Below are 22,160 nucleotides of genomic sequence, written 5' to 3'. Positions count from 1 at the left end.
TCAAGTTAATTCTCCAATCTCCAGCCATCATCATATAAACCAAAATTGGCCTGATGGGTATCTTCTTTCTTAAAATCAGTATTGACTAATGTGGAGAATGGAGTAACATTTTTATAGATTGTTGTATATTCTGCAACCGCACTCTTTCCATCATTCATCATTTTTATGCCTGTAACTTCCTTCAATTCCTCTTCAGCAAGCTTTACTTTTTGAACATTTATTGATTTGTCCTGTTCCGGAGTTGGTAATAGGTAAGGCTGAGCTTTGCTTGAGAACTCAATTATTGGTTTACCTATATCGCTTAATTTCTGAGTACGTTGTACAGTCAAAAGGCCTTGTGTTTCCAATCCGGCATCAAGCACCTTTTTTGCAAATTCCGGATCTCCGCAAAAAATATCATAATCAACAATTTTAGGATAGTTGGTTTCCTGCTTAATGAGATTCATCGCTTCTTCTCTACTTAAGTCTTTATTTGTGTTGGAGCAACTTGATGATAACATCCAGACGGCAATAAGGATGAATGATATACTCTTCATAGCAATAAAAATTAGTTATTATAAAATTACGAATAATCCTGTTTTTTAGGAACGATTTTGAGAAAAAAGGGAGATTATATCTCCCCTCCATCTGCAAATGAGCAGTATCCTTCTGAAGTAATTCTGAAGTAATAATGATATGGTCAAGTACCGAAATGTCCAGTAGGCTGTGTCTGATGAATCAAACGATAGATCCTATTGGCTTGTTAGTAAATCATGAGACGATACGAGCTAAATGATGAACAGTGGGAGAAGATATCGGGTTTGTTTCCTGATAGTGAAGGACAACGTGGGGGCAGTGGAAAGACCATCGCACCGTGCTGAACGGGATGTTTTGGGTGTTGTGCAGTGGGGCGCCTTGGCGTGACCTTCCAGAGCGCTGTGGCAACTGGAAAACAGTGTATGACAGGTTTAGGCGTTACCGAATAGAAGGTGCCTTCGATAAGATATTGGCCAGGCTTCAGTTGGAGTTAAACGCTCAAGGGCTCATCGACTTAAGCTTATGGCAAATTGATTCCACCACCGTGAGAGCACAGAAGTCAGCAGCTGGCGCTGGCTTAAAAAGGGGGTTCAAATAAAAGAAGGTGAGCCTGAAAACCATGCTCTAGGACGGAGTAGTGGCGGATTTACCAGCAAGATTCATTTAGTGAGTGACAGCAATAGTCTTCCTTTGGCAGCCGTATTGAGTTCAGGGGCAGCACACGATGCGGCCTATTTTCATCCGGTACTAGAACAGGTGAGGATACCTGTGAGAAGGGGGCGTAAAAGAACTAAGCCTGAGGAAGTGGTTGCAGATAAAGCATACGATGCAGGCTATTTAAGAAAGGAGTTGGCCCGCAGGGGCATCAAAGGAATGATTCCTGAAAGGCAGTTACGGCCCGGAGCCAGAAGAAGAAAAAAGGGACCTCATTATCGCTTCGATAAAGAGACCTATAAGAAAAGAGCAAGCGTGGAGCAGTCTATTGGCTGGCTTAAAGAATATCGAAGAATAGCTACAAGATATGAAAAGCTAGCAGTCAGTTTCATGGCGATGCTGAAGCTGGCTTTTATTAAATTTTACATGAAAAAGTATTCATCAGACACAGCCTAGTTTTCCGGCTTCCCATATCTTTCTTGTTAGGTGCCCGTCAGCTTCACTTAGATTCGTATTTCCCGAGGGATGATTATGTACTAGTATCAGGGAACTTGCATTTGCTTTTGATGCTGCCGAAAAAATTACTTTTGGGTCGGCAACAGTTCCTGCAACTCCTCCTGTATGGACTTCAAATATTCCTAAAGTTCTTCCAGCTCTGTTTAACAGTAATATTTTGCTGCTCTATAAATTCTATTTTATTTTCATCCCAGCTTTGCAATAAAATCTGATATACTTCTTTCGAAGAGGATACCTTCGAACGTTGCGATGCTTTAACTTTAGTTCGACTTTGTTGCAACGGGTCTACGCTTCGCCATCCTGCTGTGTTGGGGCAGGGTCAAGCTGCTTTATAGGCAAGAGGCATTCCCTGCTGGCGAAAGATGTTTAAGACTTTACATTTTAGTTGTACTTCTGTTCTCTGGTTTTCTATGTTCCTGGCGCTCATCTGCCCTGTAAAAGCCGTTTTGTAGCGGAACATGGCTACTTCATTTAAGCTCCTCTGGTGATAGCCTTCTTTTATCTTCCAGGCTTTGCTGTCCTGCCTGTTTATATACGCCACTGCCTCATTGCGCTGCTTCAGGTAATCAGGCACAGGCTTCTTTTTGCTGCCTTTCCGCACCACCGCATCTTTGGGAGGCGGAATAATCTGTTTAATCCCACTGCCTAATACTTTTCTGAGCTTAAAATCGTCATAAGCCCCGTCTCCTCTAAAGCTGCTGATGTGCTCTGTTTTGCCTTTGAGCATACTGGTGGCCGCCTGCGCATCATCTTCAGCATTGCTGGTCAGCTCCACACATATAATCTCCTGCGTGTTGACGTCTATGCCGATATGCAGCTTACGCCAGGTGCGGCGCTTAGAGACCCCGTGCTTTCTTACTTTCCCTTCCCCTTCCCCATACACCTTGAGTCCGGTGGAATCAATGGCGATGTCTAGCTTATTGTTGCCTGTTAAAGCTTTGCTTACTTCTACGGGCAAACAAAGCTGTCTGCGGCAAAGGGTAGTGTAATCCGGCACGGCATACTCCCCGCGGCCCAGCATAGCCAGCAGACTGGAAACAAAACCGGTGCTCTGCCGCAGCGGCTGCTGATATACATAGCCCAGCAATAAACAGCATTGTATCACAGAGTCGGCATACAGGCATTCGCCTACTACTTTCCTGCTTATATCCGTGTCCCGCCAGGCCCTTAATACCGCATCTTCCAGCCACAGCGTCAGGCTTCCTCTATGAACTAAACTCTTGTTATAAGCTTTCCAGTTTTTAACTTTATACCTATCTTTACACGGGGTTGTAGTAGATGCCTGCATCGCTTCTTTATAGTTTCGTCACTACAAAGATAAGCTACGACCCTCTCTTTTTTATACCCACACCCGACCGTTGCAACAAAGTCCTTTAGTTCTGTAAATCAATTCAGTTTCTGCAACATTATACATTTCTGAGACACTCATTACGCTTTCCATAATTCATCATTTAAAAGTTTATCGCATTAATTGCATGCAATTAATTGTTTAATCCCAGGAAGTAATGGATATTGTTATATTAGTCTAAATCTACTGGTTTGTGCTGAAGGCCGGCCTTGAGATAAATAGCGGTGCAGTGAAGGGTAACGCTTTCCACCACAGGAGCGATGCCATCACCTCGGCGGCTTTTATAGGTATAACTTCGGTATCATCGATGGCCAGGATTATGAGCTGGCCATCGATGATTCGGCAGCCCTTTTAGCATCCGGAATCATCATGATAAACGCTTACCTGATCTTTAGGGCTGCAGTGGGCGAGGGCGTTGACCCGCGGAGCTCGGTCGCACACGCACAGCTCTTCTTCCTTCTCCAGCAAACACAGTATCTTCACTTTTTTGCTTGTTTTTTTGTGGGAGGAGAAGAGGTGGTCTTAGAAAATGAATAGAGATCAGGATTGATGTGGGAGTTGTGCAACAGGCACACAGTTTATTTTATACTCCCTATTAATCTCATGTATTGTTTATTCCTCATAATTTTATAGTTACTGGCACGACAAATACCGGCACAGGTGAATGGCGGATAACCTCTTCGGCTATACTTCCCATCAGGAGCCTGCTGAAGCCGGTCCGGCCATGTGAGCCGATCACGATAAGCTTGGCTTTCCACTCTTTTGCCATCTGAAGTATAGTTTCTTTCACATTACCTTCCGGCACAAAAATCTCGGTTTCCACGCTTTGCCCATAATCGTTGCGGATATTGTGCAACAGCTCCTCCGCCGCCCTTTTGAGCTTTCCGGCCTCCTGCTCCGGAAAAATGCCCGCATCTACATTTCCTTCTGCCAGGGCGGCATCTACTACGCTGAGTAGCGCCACTTTTGCCTGCAACTCCCGGGCCAGTTCGTAGCCATACTTAGCAGCCCGGATGGCGCAGGGACTGTCGTCTATCAAAATCAGAATCCGGTTGAGTTTCATCGCTTGTTGTTATACGTTCCGGGCCACAAGAATGCCGACATAGGTTGCCCCAAGCCCCAGGGCTATACTTAACAGCAGGTACAGCAGGAAAATCAGCACCTGGTGGTCGCCCATGAGCTGAATGTTCTCGAACGAAAAGGAGGAGAAAGTGGTGAAGCCGCCGCAAAAGCCTGTTACCAGCAGCAGGCGCCACGCCGTAGCGTCTGCCCCGGTACGCGCTGTGAAGAACACCAGGAAGCCGATGAGAAAGCAGCCCACAATGTTAACCAGGAAAGTGCCGGCTGGGAAAACACTTGTAATCATACTTACTACCCAGCGGTTGGCCAGGTAGCGGCAGACACTCCCGAGGCCTCCCCCTAAAAAAACGAGCAAAATTGCTTTCATGGTGGCTCTTATTTAATCTTTTATTTGATGTCCCAGAACTCTACAGCTTTAAAAACAATCATCCGGCCTTTTAGCAGCGCGGCGTTGTTTTTACAGAAGGCCTCCAGCTTTGGTTTCTCATCTATCAGTTCCACGCAGAGCGCGAGGTCCGAGTTGTCCAGCTCCGGATGCGCCACCCTGATTTTATCATTCAGCGAGAAGCCGCTGTGCGTCTGGTACACGGAGGCGTTCATCAAGCCCTCGGCTTTGGCATTTTTCACGATTTCGCGGTAAATCTGCTTCGGGCGCAACCGCTCCATCAGCGACACGCCTTTCAGCTTGTCCTTTGGCTTGATGTAAATCTGCAGTTTGCCCAGGGCACGTTCTATAATTTCTCCGGAGTTATGCGTCATGATCTTGTTTTCTTCTTTTAGAAAGGAGTTTATACTTAGCCAGTTTCTGGTGCATGTAGCCTCTTCTGTTGTTGGCTTCGGTTAAAGAAGTTTCATCAGAGAAATAGGCATCAAATATTTTAGGCACAGCAATGCGCTGGGAACTATAAATGCCGGAGTGGCCGCTGAAAAAATAAGCCGTGAAGCAGGCGACGGCAAATAAGAGTACGTGCTCGCCCCCGAAAAGCTCGATGCCCATAACCGTGCAGGCCAGCGGCGTGTTGGTAGCCCCGGCGAACACGGCAATAAAACCAAGCGCTGCAAAAAGGCTTACCGGCGCATTCATCAGCAAGGAAAGCGTATTGCCCAGCGTAGCGCCGATATAAAACAAGGGCGTTACTTCGCCACCTTTAAAACCGGAGGCAAGCGTTATAGTAGTATAAATTGTTTTCCAGAGCCAGCTCCACGTATCGGCTCCCCCGGCCCGGAAGGCGGACGGCACCGTAACAGCGCCAGGGTACTCGGCATCTACGCCCAGGCTCAGGTAATCGGGCTTGCCAAGGATAAAGGTTAAACCAATAATGGCTAACCCTCCAAAAACCGGAATCATCCATCTATACTTAAAAATCTTTAATAGGAACGTTTTGATCTCGTGTACCATACCTGCAAACAGGTAACTAGCCAGGCCAAAGGCAGCAGAAGCCACAATTACCTTCACGAGCAGCAGCAAATCCATCGGCAGGTACTCCGACAGGAAGTAGGGCAGTTGCGGCAAAATATCGATATGATAAGCGGTATGGTGCATGCCCCAGGCAGAAACGGTAACGTCGCCGATGATGCTGGCGATGAGCGCGGGCAACAGCGCATCATACTGAATGCGGCCGATAGTGAGCACTTCCATCGCAAAAATAGCCCCGGTCAGCGGCGTACCGAATACGGCTCCGAAACCGGCGGCCACGCCGGCTGTCAGAATCATCCGCATGTCCACGCCTTTGAGTTTAAACCAGCCCCCGAACATGTTGGCGATGCTGCCGCCAATCTGTACAGCCGTACCCTCACGGCCCGCCGAGCCGCCAAAAAGATGTGTCATAACGGTGGTAATCAGGATAATCGGCGCCATTTGCTTCGGCACGCCGCCGCCCGGCTCGTGTATCTCCTCCATAATCAGGTTGTTGCCCTTTTCGGAGGATTTGCCCACGGACTGGTAAATAAAATGAATCAGCAAACCGGCGAGCGGCAGCAGGTAGAGCAGCCAGGGATGCTGAAACCGGAGATGTATGGCACTGTGCAGCAGCCAAAGGAAAAGCGCCACCATACTACCGATAGCCACGGCAATCGGTATAATCAGCAGCGTCCAGCGGACCAGGTGCTTGAAGATGGAATAGTGCTCTAAAGGTATTCTTCTGGTTGGCATTTATTACTTTGTTAATACAAGAATAATCTCTTACTGATACCGGTTTATATTTACGATTTATACCTGCTATTTCTTAAAAGTGGATAGCCCGGCGAACGAAGCGTTGCTGCCCAGTTCCTCCTCGATGCGCAGCAGCTGGTTGAACTTGGCGACGCGCTCGGAGCGGCTGCCACTGCCGGTTTTAATATGGCCGGCATTGGTGGCCACGGCCAGGTCCGCGATGGTGGTGTCTTCGGTTTCGCCGCTGCGGTGCGAGATAAAGCAGCCGTAGTTGTTTTGCTGCGCCAGCGCCACGGCCTGTAGCGTCTCAGTGATGGTGCCAATCTGGTTGAGCTTGATAAGTACGCTGTTGGCGATGCCGGCTTCTATACCTTGCTGTATAATAGCCGGGTTCGTGCAGAAGGCATCATCGCCCACCAGTTCCACTTTATCTCCTAAAAGCTGCGTCATCTTTTTCCAGCCTTCCCAGTCGTTCTCGCCCAGGCCGTCTTCCAGCAACACAATCGGGTACTGGCTCACCCACTTTTGCCAGAGTTTAATAAGCTCATCCGACGTATAAGTTTGCTGTGTACTTTTGAACAGGACGTACTTGCCATCCTCCCACATCTCGCTGGTGGCCGGGTCGAGGCAGATGGAGATATCGGTGCCGGGGCGGTAACCTGCCTTTGCGATGGCCTCCAGTATAACTTCTACCGCTTCTTCGTTGGAGCGCAGGTTGGGGGCAAAACCGCCCTCGTCGCCCACGCTCGTAGTATAACCTTTGCTATGCAGCAGGCTCTTGAGCGCATGAAAAACTTCCTCTCCCATCCGTATGCTTTCCTTGAAAGAGGGCGCATGGTGCGGAGCAATCATAAACTCCTGAAAGTCGATGTTGTTGTCGGCGTGCCGGCCGCCGTTTATCACGTTCATGCAGGGCACCGGCAGGATGTAGTGTTCCCGCTCCACCAGTTGCCGGTACAGCGGGAGACCTTTTGAGGCTGCTGCTGCGCGGGCAAAGGCGATGGAAGCAGCCAGTATAGCGTTGGCCCCGAGGCGGGATTTGTTTGGCGTACCGTCCAGCCGGATGAGATGCTCATCAAATGCCTGCTGGCTGTCAAAGCTTTCCTGCTTTATACTTGCTGCCACTTTCTGGTTCAACTGCGAAACAGCTTTCTCCACGCCTTTGCCGTTGTAGCGGGCTTTGTCACTGTCGCGCAATTCCACTGCTTCTTTTTCGCCTGTGCTAGCGCCGGAGGGCGATATACCACGGCCTGTAGCGCCGTTTTCCAGGGTTATCTCTGCCTCCACAGTGGGGTTTCCACGCGAGTCAAGCACTTCTCTTGCTTTCAGTTTTGTGATTTTCATAGGTATATATTTTATTTATATGTTAGTGGTTGCATAAAGTCATCATCTCTTCGGCCAAAGTTGTCATGCGGTTTTGCAAGGCTTCATAGTCTGCTCTTTCCGCTTCGTCTACCGGCCCGTAGCCTTCCAGCCTTTTGAACGTAGCGCCGGACAGTTCTTCCCACAGAAAGGCGCTTTTGGCATGCAGCTCCTTCTTCAGTTTCCGGTTCTGTTGCTCCAGCCCATAGGTTCTTTTCATTTCCTGGAGGGCAGCACGCATGGCCTGTATCTTTAGCAGGAGCAGGCGGCTGGTTTCTTCCGGCAAATCATAGGTATAGCGGGTGGTTGTATCAGGCGCACTTTCAAAATAGGCCATCGTCGCCTCCATGTCCATGAGCTTTTCCTCCACCACCCAAGCCAGCACTTTAATGCTCCGCTGCTGTGCCTCCGTTAAGTTGGGCATCGGTATCGTTTTTAAGGTTAAAATGGATGATATACAGTATAAGGACGGAAACGAGCTGACTAAGCACCGAAAACAGAATCAGCCCGGTAAGGGAAAAATCATACAGGTAGCCCATCATAACACTGCCTATAAACCAGAAAACGCCAAAGGCCGTGTTGAACAGGCCGTAAGCTGTCCCCCGCCTTTCAGCTGGAATCAACCGGGCGACTTCCGCTTTTACGATAGATTCCTGAGCGCCCATGCCAATTCCCCAGAGTATCATCCCAATAAGCGCTGTGGTCAGGCTTCCATGCGCGGCAAAAACGAGCGGCGCAAAAAACAGCGACAGCACGACGGCCAGCATTAACGCCCGGATGCCTATTTTATCGAACAACCGCCCCAGCGCCAGCGCAGCAACAGCATCCGCAAACATGGCGGCAGCATACAAAACCGGAATAGTCGCGTCTGCTATCAAGTGTGTATCTTTGAAGTGGTAGGCAATCAGCGGGAAATCGGCATAGCCAGCGGCAATAAAAACCACGGCCAGTAAGTAAGTACATCCAGAATTTACGGGGATAGCCGGTCGTTTCCAGTGTGGTTGTTTTGACTGTTAGCTCCAGTTCTTCCGGGTTCGGATACTGCCTGCTGGCAATGAACAGAATGACAAGGGCAGCTATGGCCGGAAACAGCAGCACCAGGTAGGCATCGTGGTAATTCTGTGCTTTGTAAAGGAGCACGGCGCTGACCAGCAAAGGCCCCAACGTAGCGCCAACCTGGTCCATGGCCTCATGCAGGCCAAAGCCCCATCCCCTGCCCATCGTATGCGTGCCGTAGGAGAGCATCGCATCGCGGGCAGGTGTCCGGATGGCTTTGCCGATGCGCTCGGCAATCATCAACCCAACCGCCAGCTGCCAGTAACCCGCAAAAGCAAGCAGCGGCACCGACACAAGGTTCAGGAAATAGCCGGCAAAGGTAATCACCCAGTATTTCCGGGTTTTATCGGCCAAATAACCTGATATGATGCGCAAGCCATACCCCAGCAACTCGCCCAGCCCAGCCACCCAGCCTACGGTAGCCCCGCTGCGGCCCAGCAGGTTCAGGTAAGGTCCGTTTATACTTCGGGCCGCCTCGTAGGTCATATCCGAAAACAGGCTCACCAGGCCAAGCAGCACCACAAAGCGCATAGCCGTTCTGGCAGATTCCCGGGTTATTGAGGGCATGGATTGTTTCATCTGATGCTACTGAAAAGGCCATTGACTGGAAATAGCGCAAGAGGACACAGCAAAAGAAAGTATACTTTCTCCCTGAATAAAAATAAAACGACATGCGCCGTCAGCCAGCTTTTTGTCAGCGGGGAAGCAGCAGGTAAGTACCGGGAAAGAAGAGTTTGTTTTGTATGCACCTACAATTCATTTATACCACAGAAGACCCTCTCCTGTGCATGTTAAATTGTAGGTGTCATTAGCCTTGCGGCGGTTTGTTAGATGGAAGACACCATTTCCAGAGGGCGAAGGTAAATCTTTCGCTGATTTCTTAAACTATAATGAGTGAAAAAAGTTTGACGACCGGACTAAAATTGCTCCATCCCTTAAAAAATCAGCACCAGCGTGCCGCCTATAATAAGCAGCGCGCCAATAATCGTTTTTATCGTCAGCGTCTCTTTCAGGATAATGACCGATAGTATAATCGTGAGCGCCACGCTCAGCTTATCGACCGGCGCCACCTGCGACACTTTGCCGAGTTTCAGCGCTTTGTAGTAAAATATCCACGACAGTCCGGTTGCCAGTCCAGATAAAATCAGAAACCACATGCTATACTTGGATATAGTATGAATTCCCTTCACTTCTCCCCGAGCCATAGCGATTCCCCAGGCAACTACCAGAATGACTACCGTGCGGATGGCTGTCGCCAAATCGGAGTTCACATTCGACACGCCAATCTTGGCGAAGATGGCGGTCAAGGCCGCAAAAAAGGCTGATAGCAAGGCATATATCCACCACATAGTATAGCAGTTTAAGTTCAGGGTAGTACGTATGCGTTTAAACTTTGGCCTGGCGCCGGTATACCAGCAGGTAACATATAAAGGCTGATAATGACCCGATAAGCGCCGCAGACGCTACGTCAGTCGGGTAATGCAGGCCCAGGTCTAAGCGCGAAAAAGCCACCATAAAAGCCCAGGCAAAAGCCAAAAGAGCCGTGTACCACTTCCGGCTCCACAGACTGACAGCCATCGCCAGCGCAAAGGCAAAGCTGGTATGCCCCGAGGGGAAGGAATAACCTGTTTCCGCCACCACATTCTGGATGCCCGTGTAGGTTAAGAAAGGCCTTGGACGGGTAACGCTATACTTGACAATCGTCACGATGATTCCGGTGGAAAGGATTGCGCTGCCGATATAGAAAGCTACTCTTTTGAGTGCTGCATCTTTTCTTAAAAACCCAATAGCAGCTAACACCAGGGGAATGGCAAAGGCAATAGGTTCGGCCAAATCTGTAATCAGCAGAAAGGCTCCGTCTAATCCCGTGGCCCGGTGCAGGTTTATTTCTTTCAGCAGGTGAACGTCTGCCTCCTGCAGCGTTCCGGTGGTTAAAAGTAGTAGGTAAACAACAAAGAAAAGACTCGTGCTCATGTATAAGTTTTAGGAAATTTTGGAAGGATGAAACTGATTGTCGTTATAATATTTAGCAAGTATAAGCGCATATATTTTACTGAAACCATAGGCCAGCGGGATGCTCAGCACAAAAGGAACCAGCACATCCGAAGGATAATGCACGCCCAGGTAGATGCGGCTATAAGCTACGGCAGCCGCCCAGACAAACAGGACGATGAGCAAGCCTTTGATGCGCCTGCCGACGGTAAACAGCAGGTAAAAGCTCAATGAGAAAACATTCATGGCGTGCGACGATATAAAGCCATACATGCCACCGTGGTAGTCGTTCACATAGTGCAGCAGGTGCTCCAGGTGCGGCTCGTGGCTGGGCCGCAGGCGAAGGAAATAATTTTTAAAAAGCCCCGAAGCCAACTGGTCGCTGCAAACGATGAGCGGAAGTATGAGCAGCACAAGCGGAATGGCCTTTTGCTTCAATTTTGTTGCCAGCACCAGCACGATGAACACATAAAAAGGAATCCAGACCCAGGTGTTGCTCAGGTACCACATGATAACATCCAGGCACGGGTTGTGCGCCTGGTTAATCAGCAAAAGCCACTGCTCATCCAGCGACTGAAAAAAGTCAAGCATGCTTTAATTCATTGCCGCAGGCGATAACGCTCAGAGTACCTGCCAAAAACAAAATATATTTAGTTAATCTTTCCATCTTTCCTTGCACATTATTGCTGATATTAGTCAAGTATACGGCCTGTTTCTGGAGGAAATCTGGAGAAACGCAGATGCAGGCATATTTTTCTGAACGCCTAACAGAGACCGTACCCGCTTACACTGCTCCTGTAGCGCTTGCTTATACTTGCCTGGGCAATGGCATACCAGATTTGCTTCAGAATTGCGTAGTAACTTGTATCAAAAATACAGTATGAAAATACTTCTTGTTGAAGATGAATTAAACCTGCTCCACACTACTTCCGCTTTTTTGCGGCATGAGGGGTTTACCTGCGAGGAAGCGGCCAGCTACTCCATTGCAGAAGACAAGCTGGTGGTGTATCAATATGATGCTGTTATCCTGGACATTACACTACCGGACGGGAATGGACTTGACTTGCTGAAAAAGCTGAAGGAAAAGCAGCCCGACACCGGGATTCTGATAGTATCAGCCAGAAACTCCCTTGATGACAAACTGAAAGGGCTTGACCTTGGGGCGGACGACTATATCACAAAACCTTTTTTTATGGCAGAACTCAACTCCCGGGTCAATGCCATCATCCGGCGACGGAGGTTTAATGGCAACAGCTCTATTATTTTTAATGAGATTGAGATTATACCGGATGCTATGCAGGTGAAAGTACAGGATAAGTCCATAGAGCTTACAAAGAAGGAGTATGACCTGCTGTTGTACTTTGTAACCAATAAACACAGAGTGTTAACCAAGGAGTCGATTGCAGAGCACATCTGGGGCGACAGCATTGATTTAGTAGACAGCTTTGACTTTATCTATACCCACATAAAAAACCTGCGCCGCAAGGTTCTCCAGGAGTGCAGCAGCGATTATCTGCAAAGCATTTATGGCGTAGGCTACAAATTCACAGACAGATGAGGCTATTACAGAAAACCAACCGCGTGTACCTGCTTTTTACGGCATTGCTGCTTCTGTTAGCTGGCGGCTTTCTTTATGTTCTCATTACCGACACTGTGGAGGAAGAGGCATCTGAACAGTTACTGTCCAACGAAAAGCGCATAGCAACGGCTTTAAAAGCCGGGCAGCAAATAACGGTGTTGCCGCCTGTCATAGAAGTAGAAGAGCTACGCGGCCGGAGAGAAGAGCGCCTCACCTTGAAAGATACTGTTTTATTTGATGCACTGGAGGGTGAGATAGAAACCTTTCGGCAAGTTACATCTGTGCGCGAGGTAAATGGGAGCACCTACCGCATCGTGCTCCGGCAAATGGTTGTGGAGCGTGTGAAGTCCCTGGCTACCATCGGCGTGTCGCTTGCCGCAGTCCTGTTAACCTTATTCCTGTTCCTGGCGCTGATGAACAGAATTATTTATCATAAACTATGGAGCCCTTTTTACGGCAGTTTGAAGGCGCTTAAAAATTTTTCCGTTTATCAGAACTCGCCCCTGCAGCTGGAAAGCGGCGGAATCACTGAGTTTGCCGAGTTGAATAGGGCTATTTCCAAGCTGACAGAAAAAACCCGTTCCGACTTCAGGGCCCTTAAAGAATTCTCGGAAAATGCTTCCCATGAAATGCAAACGCCACTGGCTGTCATACAGGCAAAGCTGGATGAACTGCTGCAGGATGTGGCGCTAAATGAGCAGCAGGCCAGCCGTATTCAGGTGGCCTCCTCCTCTGTACAGAAGCTTTCCAGGCTTAACCAGACCCTGCTGCTGCTTACCAAGATTGAGAACAGGCAGTTTATCTATACCGAAGCGGTTGATGTAAGTGCAATGATAGTACGGCAACTGCAAGATTTCGTGGACTTTATACAAGACAAAGCCATTCATGTAGACTTCGTTCCCACACCTGCTCTTATCGTCACAGCTAACCCTGCCCTGGCAGAGGCCCTTGTTTCTAACCTGCTCCGAAACGCGGTTAAGCATAACATTCCGGATGGTTTTATCTTTATTAAATTAACGGATAGCAGTTTAAAAGTTTCTAACTCAGGGACGCCGCTGCCCCACGCCCCGGCGATGCTCTTTGAACGTTTCCAAAAGGCAGATCCATCTTCCAACTCTCTGGGACTCGGCCTGGCCATTGTCAGAACCATCTGCAACCTCTACGGATGGCACGTAACGTATGAAACCAACCAAAATACCCATACCCTACAGGTGGATTTCCAGCCATCCCAATACTAGCTTTAACCCATACTACTTCTCGCTCCACTATAACCTACTGAAAGGTTGTCCAACCGCTGATTCTCTCTGTGCCCCTGCTTCTACGCCAGGTTCTAGGCACAATACTCCTAACCCAGATTTCCTACAGATTCCTATCGTACAGGCAAAAAGGAGGTGTTTCCTACACAGCCTTATAAACTATGATACCAGATAAATATAAACAAACGCTTATACAAAAGGCAGAAGCATTCTGCACGCAACTGCTGAAGAGTAAGCTGCCGGCAAACCTTGTCTTTCATAATTACCAGCACACGGCAGCGGTGGCAAAGGCAGCTTATGAGATAGGTCTGCACAGCGGCTTATCAGCGGAAGAAATGCAGGTATTGCTTGTGGCGGCGTGGTTTCATGACACCGGCTACCGCGACAAGTATAAAGGCCACGAAGAAATCAGTAAGCAGATAGCCACGGATTTTCTGCGGACGCAAGGCGCTCACGTGAGTTTCCGGGAGCAGGTGGCTGCCTGCATTGAGGCGACCAGGCAGGCGCAGCAACCCGAAACGCTGCCAGAGCAGGCGCTGTGCGATGCCGACCTGAGTCACCTGGGCAAGCCCTCGTTTCCTACCTCCTCCCAGAAGCTCAGGAAAGAGCGGGAATTGGTCAGCGGGACAACCATACCTGACCGGGAATGGCATTGCCAGAATATTTCCTTTTTAGAAAGCCATACTTTTTTTACGTCTTACGCCAAAGGAAGCTACGACGCGCAGAAGAACAAAAACATACTGCGCGAGCGGGAACTTCTGCCTCTTTAAAGGCGCAGGTACAGGCTTTCCATACGTCGTATTTCAACTGCCATAAATTTAACCTTAGCTTAATTGCGCCCGCTATGTTTACAAGACCTTTAACTTTTATATCAACCACAGTAAACAATTTTTTTGAGCTGAAGGCAATAAAGCAACTGGAGAAAAGCCATCCTAAGCTAGTTGGTTTTGTAAGGAACCGGCTGGGTATGCAGGATTTCCTGGGCCTGCCGTTAACCTTGCTGCTGATAATATTGGTTATCAACCTTTCGATGCTCTCAGAGATAGCCGAGAACATTGTAAACTCGCCCGGCATGGAACATCTTGACAGCAGTGTGAGCCTTTTCCTCTTCCATCTGCGGACTGATGCGTTAGCCAAAGTCTTTTATTATTTTACGCAATTGGGGTCAAGTATAAGTGTAGCGGTGGCTTTTATAATTACGCTGCTTATCCTGCTTTTCAAGAGAAAGAAGGATTACATAGTGGCCCTGCTGGTGTCTGTGCTGGGGTCAGGCATATCTATTTACTTTACTAAGCTATACTTCCACCGGGAGCGACCGCTGGATGTGGCATACTATACCGCCACTTCCTTTTCGTTCCCGAGCGGGCACACGGCCGGAGCGATAGCCTTGTTTGGGATAATCTGTGTCTTTCTTTCGCTGGAGCGGCAGCATATCAAGTGGGCCAGGTTCTGGATAGTCTTGGACATTGCCTACATTATCCTGATGGGTTTCAGCCGCCTCTATCTTGGCGTGCATTTCGTCAGCGATGTAGCCGCAGGCTATCTGCTGGGCAGCCTCTGGCTGATTCTGGCGGTGTGCGTGCTAGAGTATCTCATGCTAAGAAAAAGAAAGAAAAAAACGGCTGCTTCTACGACTCCAATATCTTAACGCTTTCTAATTATCGCCTTTTGCACGCCGTTGCGAGCACCACATTTTTTAGAGTTTACAAAATATTAAGACAAATATTTCAATTCAAGCACCTGTTGTGCGGCAAGTTCAGACTTGCTACAGATTCGTGTGCTATTATTGGCTAAACTTTAAAATTAGAGCCATGAAAAAACTATTTTTAATGCTTATCGCCGTGGCCACAGCAGGCTATGCCAATGCGCAAACACTTTCAGATTCAAATGTCCCGGCAGCCGCTAAGGCAGCCCTTTCTCAAAAATATCCTTCTATAAAAAGTGTGAAATGGGAGAAAGAAGGTGGTAACTATGAGGCCGTGTATACTTTGAACGGCACGGAGAATTCTGCCGTGCTGAATGCGAAGGGCAACATACTGGAGACCGAGATGGGAATAAAGCCCTCGCAGCTTCCGGCCCAGGCACGGCAAAACCTCTCTGAAAAATATCCTAACCAGAAAATCACGGAGGCTGCCAAAATCACGTCTGCCAGTGGAAAAGTAACTTACGAGGCGGAAGTGAAAGGCAAAGACGTATTGTTTGACACCAACGGAAATTTTGTAAAACAAAGCCAGGAAGAAGAGGACGAAGACTAGTTGCTTTAGCTCCGGCTGAAGCCATTTTTTATAGTATAAGCTCAGGCAGTTCTTCCCAAAGGTGAGCTGCATGAGCTTATACTATAGCCTTCGGCTTACGCGGCCTGAAAACGCAGGATTACCTTTTGTACTTTCCAACCCTCGCCAAGCTGAAGTATGTTTTCTGCTTTCTCTCAGCGCCATATACTGTATTGCCTCATTCTCCTTATGTTAAAGCAACGTGATTTACTGGTTCTAAGGTTGCGCCTGGTATGCCTCTGCCTGCTGGCTGTACTTTTTACGGTTAATAATGCAGCACAGGCCCAATCGCTGGTTTTATCAGAAAGCACACAACCGTACTTCACGCTTCATCCTGATACAACGCATCAGGAGTTAAAGCCACAGCAGGAAATTCAGGAAGAAAAGCTATCTCCGTTTCTGAAAACAGCCGGTATTGTAGTGGCTGGCGCTGCCGTATGGACGGCTACGTATATGTATGTAGATGAACCTTTGCAACGATTTACGCAAAGCCATAGAAACGCTGTGGCAAACGGCATGGCCCAGGTAGTAACGCCGCTGGGGCGGCAGAAATACCTGATGCCCGCTGCCGGCGCAGCGCTGTTAGGCGGGCTTCTGGCAAAGGATGAAAAACTACAGCAGGTGGGACTGATTTCAGTAGGCAGCATACTTGTAAACGCAGGTATAACCAGTACACTGAAAAAAACGTTTCACAGGCATCGCCCCAACATAACCACAGACAATGACGTGTTTGACGGGCCATTTAATCATACATCCAACGCTTCTTTGCCCTCTTCCCATACATCAACCGCCTTTGCCGTGGCTACCTCTGTTGCCACCGTTTATAAAGACAGCAAATATGTTCCACCTATAGCATACGGCATAGCTTCCCTTGTGGGGCTTGCCCGGATAAATGACAATGCGCATTGGACTACGGATGTGATGGCCGCCGCAGCGGTAGGCTACCTGAGCTCTAAAGGCGTGAGTTACCTGTATAACCTGGCAGACGAAAAGTTAGAAAAACGCAGGCAAAAGCTCCTGCTTACGCCACAGATTGGCCTTACCTCGGCAGGATTTAGCGGCATTTTGATTTTTTAGCTTAACAGAAATTAATAAAATTTAACTGCTACTATAACTAAGGCCTGAAAACAAAACTTCAGGCTATACTATAAAAGCATTCACCTATGCCGAAACGGTATCTTCTTTTGCTCCTCCCCCTGCTGCTCTCCTGGAGCCTCGTCCGTGGGCAGACCCACGTCTTAAACTATTACATTACTACTGGTCTGCAGAACAGCCCGCTCCTGCAGGATTATCAATACCAGGTGCGGTCTAACCTCATCGACAGCCTGAAAGTATACGCCACCTACAAGCCGCAGGTAAGCGCCAATGCCAATGCCATAGAAGCGCCCCTGGGCCACAACTTCGGCTATGATGAGGCGATTACGGACGGCGGCAACTATACCGGTGTGGTCAGTGTGACCAAAGATTTGCTTTACGGCCGGAACCGCGCTGTGCAACTGGAGAGCATCCGGCTGCTGAATCAATCACTGGCGGCACAGCAGAAAATCGAAGCGCAGGATTTAAAGCGGGTTATCACCGCGCAGTACATCACCGCTTATTCCGATTTCCGACAGATGCAGTTTAGCCAACAGGTGCTGGACATCCTCCAAAAAGAGCAGCCTGCACTCCGGAAGCTGGTGCAAAACGGCGTATACCTGCAAACGGATTACCTCAACCTCATCATCAATATAAAGGCGCAGGCTATTGCCTTCCGCCAGGCGAAAATACAGTACAAGTTCGACTTAAACGGCCTCCGTATACTTTGCGGCATCGTGGATACGGGCATGGTTATACTGGCGGAACCGGAGATTCAGGTACAGAACTTACTCCATGCCAGCCTCACGCCCACGCTACAGAAATTCAGAATCGACAGCCTGCAGCTTTCTGTGAACAGGAACCTGGTAGACTTGAACTACCGCTACAAATTGTCTGCTTTTGCGGATGCCGGTGTGATGGCGACCACGCCCCAAAGTATACCGCACCACCTGGGCACAAGTATAGGTATCCGCTTTTCGGTGCCTATTTATGATGGCGGGCAGCGCCGGCTGGAGTACCAGAAATTAGCCATTGCGGAGCAGAACCGGGAAACTTACCGTGACTTTTACCTGCGCCAGTACCGGATGCAGCAAATGCAGTTGCGCGCGCAACTGGCCGCTACCGACCAGCTGATACAGGACATACAGGAGCAACTGGCCAGCCAGCAAAAGCTGCTGGACATGTATAAAGTGGAAATCGCTGCCGGGCTGGTGCGCTTCACAGATTTTATACTTGTCATTACCAACTACACGCAAACACAAAACACCCTGATGCAGGCCGAAATCGGGCGGTTTCAGGTTGTAAACGAATTCAATAATTTAAAATGAGAACACGACGCTATACCTGCTATCTGCTGGCTTGCCTGCTGCTGGCGGGCTGCTCTTCCTCTTCCGGTGAGCCGGATGCCGCGGCCGCCGCCGCCGAAGTGAAAACGCCGGTTACCGTAACGACCGTTTCCGACGCGCCCATCAAAGAAACGCTCGACCTGAACGCTGTTTCAGCATACCAGAAAAAGAACACCGTGAAAGCAGGTACTGCCGGGTATATCCAGAAAGTATACGTGCGCCTGGGAGAGCACGTGAAAGCCGGTGCGCCTTTGTTTTCTTATAAAACGAAAGAGGCGCAGGTCTTAGGCGATTTGATGTCGCAGGATTCGTCGCTGCATTTTAATGGCGTGATTACGGTAAAAGCGCCTGCCTCGGGTGTGGTGCTGGAAATAAACCGCCAGGCCGGGGATTATGTGAACGATGGCGAGCAACTGGCGCTTATCGCCGACCTGAACAGCTTTGCCTTCCTGGTGAACGTGCCCTTTGAGCTGAACCAATACACCGCCGTTGGAACAGAGGTTACCATTATACTTCCTGATTCGACAAAGATTCCGGGTACCATCGCTTCCAAATTATCTACTATGGATGCCGCCGCGCAAACGCAGCAATTCGTCATCAAACCACAAACAGACGCTGTACTCCCGGAGAGCCTGCAAGCGGTGGTGCGCCTGAATAAGGAGGTCAAAACCAACACGCAGGTGCTGGACAAAGCCGCCGTGGTTACCAACGAAACCATGGATGCATATTGGGTGATGAAACTGATAAATGATACCACCGCCGTGAAAACGCCGGTAACAACGGGCATCGCCACGGAAAACAAAGTAGAAATCCTCAGTCCAAACTTTGAACCTGCCGACCGCATTCTTATATCCGGTAATTACGGGCTGCCCGATACCGCTTATGTCTCCATCCAAAACAAGCAGCCGGAATGAAAAACTTCTTCACAGCTTACAAAAGTCCCGTGGCCGTTGTGCTGGCCCTCATCCTGCTGGGCGGCGCTTTTGCCTATACCCGTATGCAAACCTCCCTCTTTCCGGAGGTAACTTTCCCGAAAATTAAGGTGATTGCCGAAACGGGCCTGCAACCGGTGGGCACGATGATGATAACGGTAACCAAGCCGCTGGAGAACGCGATAAAACGGGTGCCCGGCCTGCAAATGCTACGCAGCGTTACCAGCCGCGGCAGCTGCGAGATTTCCGCTTTCATGAGTTGGGACGCTGATATTAATCTGAGCAAGCAGCAGGTAGAATCTGCTATTAACCAGGCGAAGGAACAACTCCCGGCGGACATTTCCATTACGGTTGAGAAAATGAACCCCAGCACCCTGCCGGTGCAGGGCTATGTGCTGGACGGCCCCGGCAGAAGCCCCATCGAACTGAACCTGCTGGCCTTGTATACCATAAAGCCATTCCTGTCGCAGGCGGCGGGCGTGTCGGATGTGCGTGTGTCGGGTGGTAAAACGAAGGAGTACCGGGTGGAGCTAAAGCCGGAGGCCATGCGGGCGCTGGCCATTACGCCGGCCATGATATCGGATGCGCTCAGCACCTCTAACTTTATTGAGAGCAATGGCTACATCTCCGACTATAACCGTTTATACTTGTCGGTAACCGATGCCACTATCAAAAACAAGAACCAGTTGCAGGACTTTGTTATCAGCAACGACAGCCTGCGCGTGGTGCGTTTGAAAGATGTGGCAGCGGTAAGTATAGCCGAGCAGGTAGAGTATGTGCGGGTAAACGCCAACGGGAAAAGCGCCGTGTTGGTGGCCGTTCTGAAGCAGCCAAATGCCAACCTGCTGGATATTGCTGCCTCAATAAAGGACAAAGTAGCGCAACTGAACGCCTCTATACTTCCGAAAGGCGTTACGTTGAAGCCATACTATGTGCAGGGCGATTTTGTGGCGGATTCTATCCGAAGCGTCAGCGACAGCCTGCTGATAGGCTTGCTTTTAGCTATCGTGGTGGCCATTATTTTCCTGAGGTCGATAAAGTCCAGCGCGGTCATTCTGCTAACCATACCTGTCACGCTGGCGCTGTCGCTGCTAGTGATGTTCGTGCTGGGCTATACCTTAAACATTATGACGCTTGGGGCCATCGCGGCGGCCATTGGACTGATTATAGATGACGCCATCGTGGTAGTAGAGCAGATTCACCGCACACACGAGGAGCACCCGGAAACGCCTACCAAAAAGCTGCTGTCCAAATCTGTCAGCTACCTGCTGCCGGCGATGGTTGGTTCGTCCGTCAGCACCATCGTTATCTTCTTCCCGTTTGTGCTGCTCAGCGGCGTGGCCGGCGCTTACTTTAAGATTCTGGCCAACACCATGATGATTACGCTGGTCTGCTCCTTTTTCGTTACCTGGCTGGGGCTGCCCGTTATCTACCTGCTGTTGTCGCGGGGCAAGCACAAAGTAAAGCCTGCCGCCCCGGATGAGCACAGCAAATCCCGCCAATGGATTACGTTTTTCATACACCGCCCGGCGCTAAGTATAATCTTCGTTGTTTTGCTGATTGCGGCCAGCGTGCTCTCCTTCCCTTACCTCGAAACCGGTTTTTTACCGGAGATGGACGAAGGCGCCATTGTGATGGACTATAACTCCCCTCCCGGCACCTCCCTGGGTGAAACAGACCGCATGTTGCGCGAAGTGGAAAAGAAAATCACCCGGATTCCGGAAGTGGAGAGTTATACCCGCCGGACCGGCACGCAAATGGGCTTTTTTATCACGGAGCCGAACCGGGGCGATTATCTGATTCAGCTGAAAAGTGACCGGAAGCGCACTACTTTTGAGGTGATAGATGAGATTAGGGCTTTCGTGGAATCCACGCAACCGGCCCTCACCGTAGACTTCGGCCAGGTAATCGGCGACATGCTCGGCGACCTGATGAGTTCTGTCCAGCCCATCGAGATAAAAATTTATGGTGATGACCAGCAAAAGCTACAGCAACTGGCCCGGCAGGTAGCGCAGCTAACGGAAAATGTACCCGGCACGGCCGATGTTTTCGATGGCATTACCATTGCGGGGCCGTCGGTGGAAGTGGACCCTAACAGCCGGAAAATGGCCCAGTTTAACCTCTCGGCTGCCAATTTGCAGAACCAGCTCCAGGTGCAGCAGGTAGGAAGCATTGTTGGGTCTATTTTCGAAAAGGAGCAGCAAACCAACATCCGCATGGTATACCCCAAGGCAGCAGAGTCCTCCATAGACGAACTGCAAAGTACGTCGGTTTTTCTGCCAACAGGCCAGCTCAGGAAAATCCGGACGCTGGCAACGGTTACAGTTACGCCAGGCCAGGCCCAAATTGAGCGCGAAAATCTCCAATCCATGATACCGGTAACCGCCCGCCTCAACAACCGGGACTTAGGCAGCGTGATGGGCGATATTCAACAGAAGATAGCCTCCAACGTCCATTTGCCCTTGGGGTACCACATCAGCTATGGCGGGGCCTACCAGGAGCAACAGCAATCCTTCAACGAGCTGCTGCTTATACTTATCACGGCGGCGTTGCTGGTGTTTGCGGTCATACTTTTCCTGTTCCGGGATATTCGTGTGGCCCTGCTGATTTTGATTATCGCCACGCTCGGTATTTCGGGCAGCCTGCTGGCTTTGCTGCTCACCAACACCGCCCTGAACGTCGGCAGCTATACCGGCATTATCATGATTATCGGCATCATCGCGGAAAACAGCATTTTCACTTATCTCCAGTTTGCGGAGACGCTTCAGAATGCACCGCCCGAAGATGCTGTTACCTATGCAATTGCCACGCGCCTGCGCCCCAAACTGATGACGGCGCTGGGCGCTATTATTGCCTTAATGCCCATTGCCCTCGGTATCGGAACGGGCGCGCAGTTGCACCAGCCGCTGGCCATTGCCGTTATCGGCGGTTTCGTGATTGCGCTGCCGCTGCTACTCATCGTATTGCCTACTTTTCTGCTGTTGATTTTTAAGCGAAGAAATGTGGTGGCTTAGTGCAGCCATA

At 49.6% G+C, this 22,160-nt stretch carries 23 protein-coding genes, 1 pseudogene and 1 riboswitch; of the genes and pseudogenes, 10 read left to right on the top strand and 14 right to left on the bottom strand.

Annotated elements, in window-relative coordinates; translation table 11 throughout:
- Positions 1-5 precede the first annotated feature (5 nt).
- Positions 6-536: a hypothetical protein gene (locus I2I11_RS03020; protein ID WP_196266161.1), complete on the bottom strand. Its 531-nt coding sequence runs from the start codon at positions 534-536 to the stop codon at positions 6-8.
- A 213-nt stretch (positions 537-749) separates the two neighbouring features.
- Between I2I11_RS03020 and I2I11_RS03015 the strand changes: the two are divergent.
- Positions 750-1,626: pseudogene (locus I2I11_RS03015) on the top strand (IS5 family transposase).
- On the opposite strand, the gene I2I11_RS21215 reads toward I2I11_RS03015, so the two are convergent.
- The 13 genes from I2I11_RS21215 to I2I11_RS02955 form a co-directional block, all read right to left on the bottom strand.
- On the bottom strand, positions 1,612-1,806 hold the full coding sequence (locus I2I11_RS21215) for a JAB domain-containing protein (protein WP_370582916.1): 195 nt from the start codon (positions 1,804-1,806) through the stop codon (positions 1,612-1,614). The pseudogene I2I11_RS03015 and the gene I2I11_RS21215 sit on opposite strands and share 15 nt — an antisense overlap.
- A gap of 199 nt (positions 1,807-2,005) precedes the next feature.
- A complete protein-coding gene (locus I2I11_RS03005; RefSeq protein ID WP_196266160.1) occupies positions 2,006-2,974 on the bottom strand; it encodes an IS5 family transposase in 969 nt (322 codons plus the stop codon).
- 679 nt (positions 2,975-3,653) lie between these two features.
- Positions 3,654-4,097 carry a universal stress protein gene (locus I2I11_RS03000; protein ID WP_196266159.1) on the bottom strand — a complete coding sequence of 148 codons (444 nt, stop codon included), beginning with the start codon at positions 4,095-4,097 and terminating at the stop codon, positions 3,654-3,656.
- A 9-nt stretch (positions 4,098-4,106) separates the two neighbouring features.
- Entirely contained in the window at positions 4,107-4,481 is a 375-nt protein-coding gene (gene crcB, locus I2I11_RS02995; RefSeq protein WP_196266158.1) for a fluoride efflux transporter CrcB, read from the bottom strand.
- Positions 4,482-4,501: 20 nt separating this feature from the next.
- Positions 4,502-4,873, bottom strand: coding sequence for a DUF190 domain-containing protein (locus tag I2I11_RS02990; RefSeq protein ID WP_196266157.1), 372 nt, complete (start codon positions 4,871-4,873; stop codon positions 4,502-4,504).
- Positions 4,863-6,266, bottom strand: a complete 1,404-nt coding sequence (locus tag I2I11_RS02985; RefSeq protein ID WP_196266156.1) for a voltage-gated chloride channel family protein — start codon at positions 6,264-6,266, stop codon at positions 4,863-4,865. The genes I2I11_RS02990 and I2I11_RS02985 overlap by 11 nt, the downstream gene beginning before the upstream one ends.
- Before the next feature lie 66 nt (positions 6,267-6,332).
- On the bottom strand, positions 6,333-7,610 hold the full coding sequence (gene eno / locus I2I11_RS02980; RefSeq protein ID WP_196266155.1) for a phosphopyruvate hydratase: 1,278 nt from the start codon (positions 7,608-7,610) through the stop codon (positions 6,333-6,335).
- A gap of 22 nt (positions 7,611-7,632) precedes the next feature.
- A complete protein-coding gene (locus I2I11_RS02975) occupies positions 7,633-8,052 on the bottom strand; it encodes a hypothetical protein (protein WP_196266154.1) in 420 nt (139 codons plus the stop codon).
- On the bottom strand, positions 8,015-8,533 hold the full coding sequence (locus I2I11_RS21210; RefSeq protein WP_370582915.1) for an MFS transporter: 519 nt from the start codon (positions 8,531-8,533) through the stop codon (positions 8,015-8,017). The genes I2I11_RS02975 and I2I11_RS21210 overlap by 38 nt, the downstream gene beginning before the upstream one ends.
- The gene (locus I2I11_RS21205) at positions 8,415-9,251 is read right to left on the bottom strand and encodes an MFS transporter (RefSeq protein ID WP_230679852.1); all 837 of its coding nucleotides are present in this window, start codon (positions 9,249-9,251) and stop codon (positions 8,415-8,417) included. Before I2I11_RS21205 ends, I2I11_RS21210 begins: the two co-directional genes overlap by 119 nt.
- 225 nt (positions 9,252-9,476) lie before the next feature.
- Positions 9,477-9,542: riboswitch (Fluoride riboswitch) on the bottom strand.
- Between the two features lie 77 nt (positions 9,543-9,619).
- Positions 9,620-10,033 carry an EamA family transporter gene (locus tag I2I11_RS02965; protein ID WP_196266153.1) on the bottom strand — a complete coding sequence of 138 codons (414 nt, stop codon included), beginning with the start codon at positions 10,031-10,033 and terminating at the stop codon, positions 9,620-9,622.
- A 37-nt stretch (positions 10,034-10,070) separates the two neighbouring features.
- Positions 10,071-10,658, bottom strand: coding sequence for a phosphatase PAP2 family protein (locus tag I2I11_RS02960; protein WP_196266152.1), 588 nt, complete (start codon positions 10,656-10,658; stop codon positions 10,071-10,073).
- Between the two features lie 9 nt (positions 10,659-10,667).
- Positions 10,668-11,267 carry a phosphatase PAP2 family protein gene (locus I2I11_RS02955; protein WP_230679851.1) on the bottom strand — a complete coding sequence of 200 codons (600 nt, stop codon included), beginning with the start codon at positions 11,265-11,267 and terminating at the stop codon, positions 10,668-10,670.
- Positions 11,268-11,556: 289 nt separating this feature from the next.
- Here I2I11_RS02955 and I2I11_RS02950 point away from each other — a divergent pair, with 289 nt between their 5' ends.
- The 9 genes from I2I11_RS02950 to I2I11_RS02910 all read left to right on the top strand — a co-directional run bounded on the left by I2I11_RS02950 (position 11,557) and on the right by I2I11_RS02910 (position 22,150).
- Positions 11,557-12,234, top strand: a complete 678-nt coding sequence (locus tag I2I11_RS02950; RefSeq protein ID WP_196266151.1) for a response regulator transcription factor — start codon at positions 11,557-11,559, stop codon at positions 12,232-12,234.
- Positions 12,231-13,493: a sensor histidine kinase gene (locus tag I2I11_RS02945; RefSeq protein WP_196266150.1), complete on the top strand. Its 1,263-nt coding sequence runs from the start codon at positions 12,231-12,233 to the stop codon at positions 13,491-13,493. Before I2I11_RS02950 ends, I2I11_RS02945 begins: the two co-directional genes overlap by 4 nt.
- A gap of 179 nt (positions 13,494-13,672) precedes the next feature.
- Positions 13,673-14,281, top strand: coding sequence for an HD domain-containing protein (locus I2I11_RS02940; RefSeq protein WP_196266149.1), 609 nt, complete (start codon positions 13,673-13,675; stop codon positions 14,279-14,281).
- 74 nt (positions 14,282-14,355) lie between these two features.
- Positions 14,356-15,159 (top strand): phosphatase PAP2 family protein, encoded by an 804-nt coding sequence (locus I2I11_RS02935; protein WP_196266148.1) that lies wholly within the window; start codon positions 14,356-14,358, stop codon positions 15,157-15,159.
- A gap of 163 nt (positions 15,160-15,322) precedes the next feature.
- Positions 15,323-15,766, top strand: coding sequence for a PepSY-like domain-containing protein (locus I2I11_RS02930; RefSeq protein WP_196266147.1), 444 nt, complete (start codon positions 15,323-15,325; stop codon positions 15,764-15,766).
- A gap of 207 nt (positions 15,767-15,973) precedes the next feature.
- Positions 15,974-16,861, top strand: a complete 888-nt coding sequence (locus I2I11_RS02925; RefSeq protein WP_196266146.1) for a phosphatase PAP2 family protein — start codon at positions 15,974-15,976, stop codon at positions 16,859-16,861.
- Positions 16,862-16,947: 86 nt separating this feature from the next.
- Entirely contained in the window at positions 16,948-18,186 is a 1,239-nt protein-coding gene (locus tag I2I11_RS02920) for a TolC family protein (protein WP_196266145.1), read from the top strand.
- Complete coding sequence (locus I2I11_RS02915) at positions 18,183-19,118, top strand: efflux RND transporter periplasmic adaptor subunit (protein WP_196266144.1); 936 nt, start codon at positions 18,183-18,185, stop codon at positions 19,116-19,118. Before I2I11_RS02920 ends, I2I11_RS02915 begins: the two co-directional genes overlap by 4 nt.
- Positions 19,115-22,150, top strand: coding sequence for an efflux RND transporter permease subunit (locus I2I11_RS02910; protein WP_196266143.1), 3,036 nt, complete (start codon positions 19,115-19,117; stop codon positions 22,148-22,150). The genes I2I11_RS02915 and I2I11_RS02910 overlap by 4 nt, the downstream gene beginning before the upstream one ends.
- Positions 22,151-22,160: the final 10 nt, after the last annotated feature.

This window comes from Pontibacter rufus, from assembly GCF_015694705.1.
Classification (GTDB): domain Bacteria; phylum Bacteroidota; class Bacteroidia; order Cytophagales; family Hymenobacteraceae; genus Pontibacter; species Pontibacter rufus.
The sequence above is the reverse complement of the archived record's forward strand: the minus strand, read 5'-3'. Positions and strand labels throughout refer to the sequence as shown.

Bases quoted from the DNA above. Each gene is read 5' to 3' on its own strand.
- I2I11_RS02990 (WP_196266157.1), bottom strand. From the start codon at position 4,873: ATGACGCATAACTCCGGAGAAATTATAGAACGTGCCCTGGGCAAACTG.
- I2I11_RS02935 (WP_196266148.1), top strand. From the start codon at position 14,356: ATGTTTACAAGACCTTTAACTTTTATATCAACCACAGTAAACAATTTT.
- crcB (WP_196266158.1), bottom strand. From the start codon at position 4,481: ATGAAAGCAATTTTGCTCGTTTTTTTAGGGGGAGGCCTCGGGAGTGTC.
- I2I11_RS02975 (WP_196266154.1), bottom strand. From the start codon at position 8,052: ATGCCCAACTTAACGGAGGCACAGCAGCGGAGCATTAAAGTGCTGGCT.
- I2I11_RS21205 (WP_230679852.1), bottom strand. From the start codon at position 9,251: ATGCCCTCAATAACCCGGGAATCTGCCAGAACGGCTATGCGCTTTGTG.
- I2I11_RS02955 (WP_230679851.1), bottom strand. From the start codon at position 11,267: ATGCTTGACTTTTTTCAGTCGCTGGATGAGCAGTGGCTTTTGCTGATT.
- I2I11_RS02960 (WP_196266152.1), bottom strand. From the start codon at position 10,658: ATGAGCACGAGTCTTTTCTTTGTTGTTTACCTACTACTTTTAACCACC.
- I2I11_RS03020 (WP_196266161.1), bottom strand. From the start codon at position 536: ATGAAGAGTATATCATTCATCCTTATTGCCGTCTGGATGTTATCATCA.
- I2I11_RS03005 (WP_196266160.1), bottom strand. From the start codon at position 2,974: ATGCAGGCATCTACTACAACCCCGTGTAAAGATAGGTATAAAGTTAAA.
- I2I11_RS02965 (WP_196266153.1), bottom strand. From the start codon at position 10,033: ATGTGGTGGATATATGCCTTGCTATCAGCCTTTTTTGCGGCCTTGACC.
- I2I11_RS02925 (WP_196266146.1), top strand. From the start codon at position 15,974: ATGTTAAAGCAACGTGATTTACTGGTTCTAAGGTTGCGCCTGGTATGC.
- I2I11_RS02915 (WP_196266144.1), top strand. From the start codon at position 18,183: ATGAGAACACGACGCTATACCTGCTATCTGCTGGCTTGCCTGCTGCTG.
- I2I11_RS02910 (WP_196266143.1), top strand. From the start codon at position 19,115: ATGAAAAACTTCTTCACAGCTTACAAAAGTCCCGTGGCCGTTGTGCTG.
- I2I11_RS03000 (WP_196266159.1), bottom strand. From the start codon at position 4,097: ATGAAACTCAACCGGATTCTGATTTTGATAGACGACAGTCCCTGCGCC.
- I2I11_RS02945 (WP_196266150.1), top strand. From the start codon at position 12,231: ATGAGGCTATTACAGAAAACCAACCGCGTGTACCTGCTTTTTACGGCA.
- I2I11_RS02950 (WP_196266151.1), top strand. From the start codon at position 11,557: ATGAAAATACTTCTTGTTGAAGATGAATTAAACCTGCTCCACACTACT.
- eno (WP_196266155.1), bottom strand. From the start codon at position 7,610: ATGAAAATCACAAAACTGAAAGCAAGAGAAGTGCTTGACTCGCGTGGA.
- I2I11_RS02985 (WP_196266156.1), bottom strand. From the start codon at position 6,266: ATGCCAACCAGAAGAATACCTTTAGAGCACTATTCCATCTTCAAGCAC.
- I2I11_RS02920 (WP_196266145.1), top strand. From the start codon at position 16,948: ATGCCGAAACGGTATCTTCTTTTGCTCCTCCCCCTGCTGCTCTCCTGG.
- I2I11_RS02940 (WP_196266149.1), top strand. From the start codon at position 13,673: ATGATACCAGATAAATATAAACAAACGCTTATACAAAAGGCAGAAGCA.
- I2I11_RS02930 (WP_196266147.1), top strand. From the start codon at position 15,323: ATGAAAAAACTATTTTTAATGCTTATCGCCGTGGCCACAGCAGGCTAT.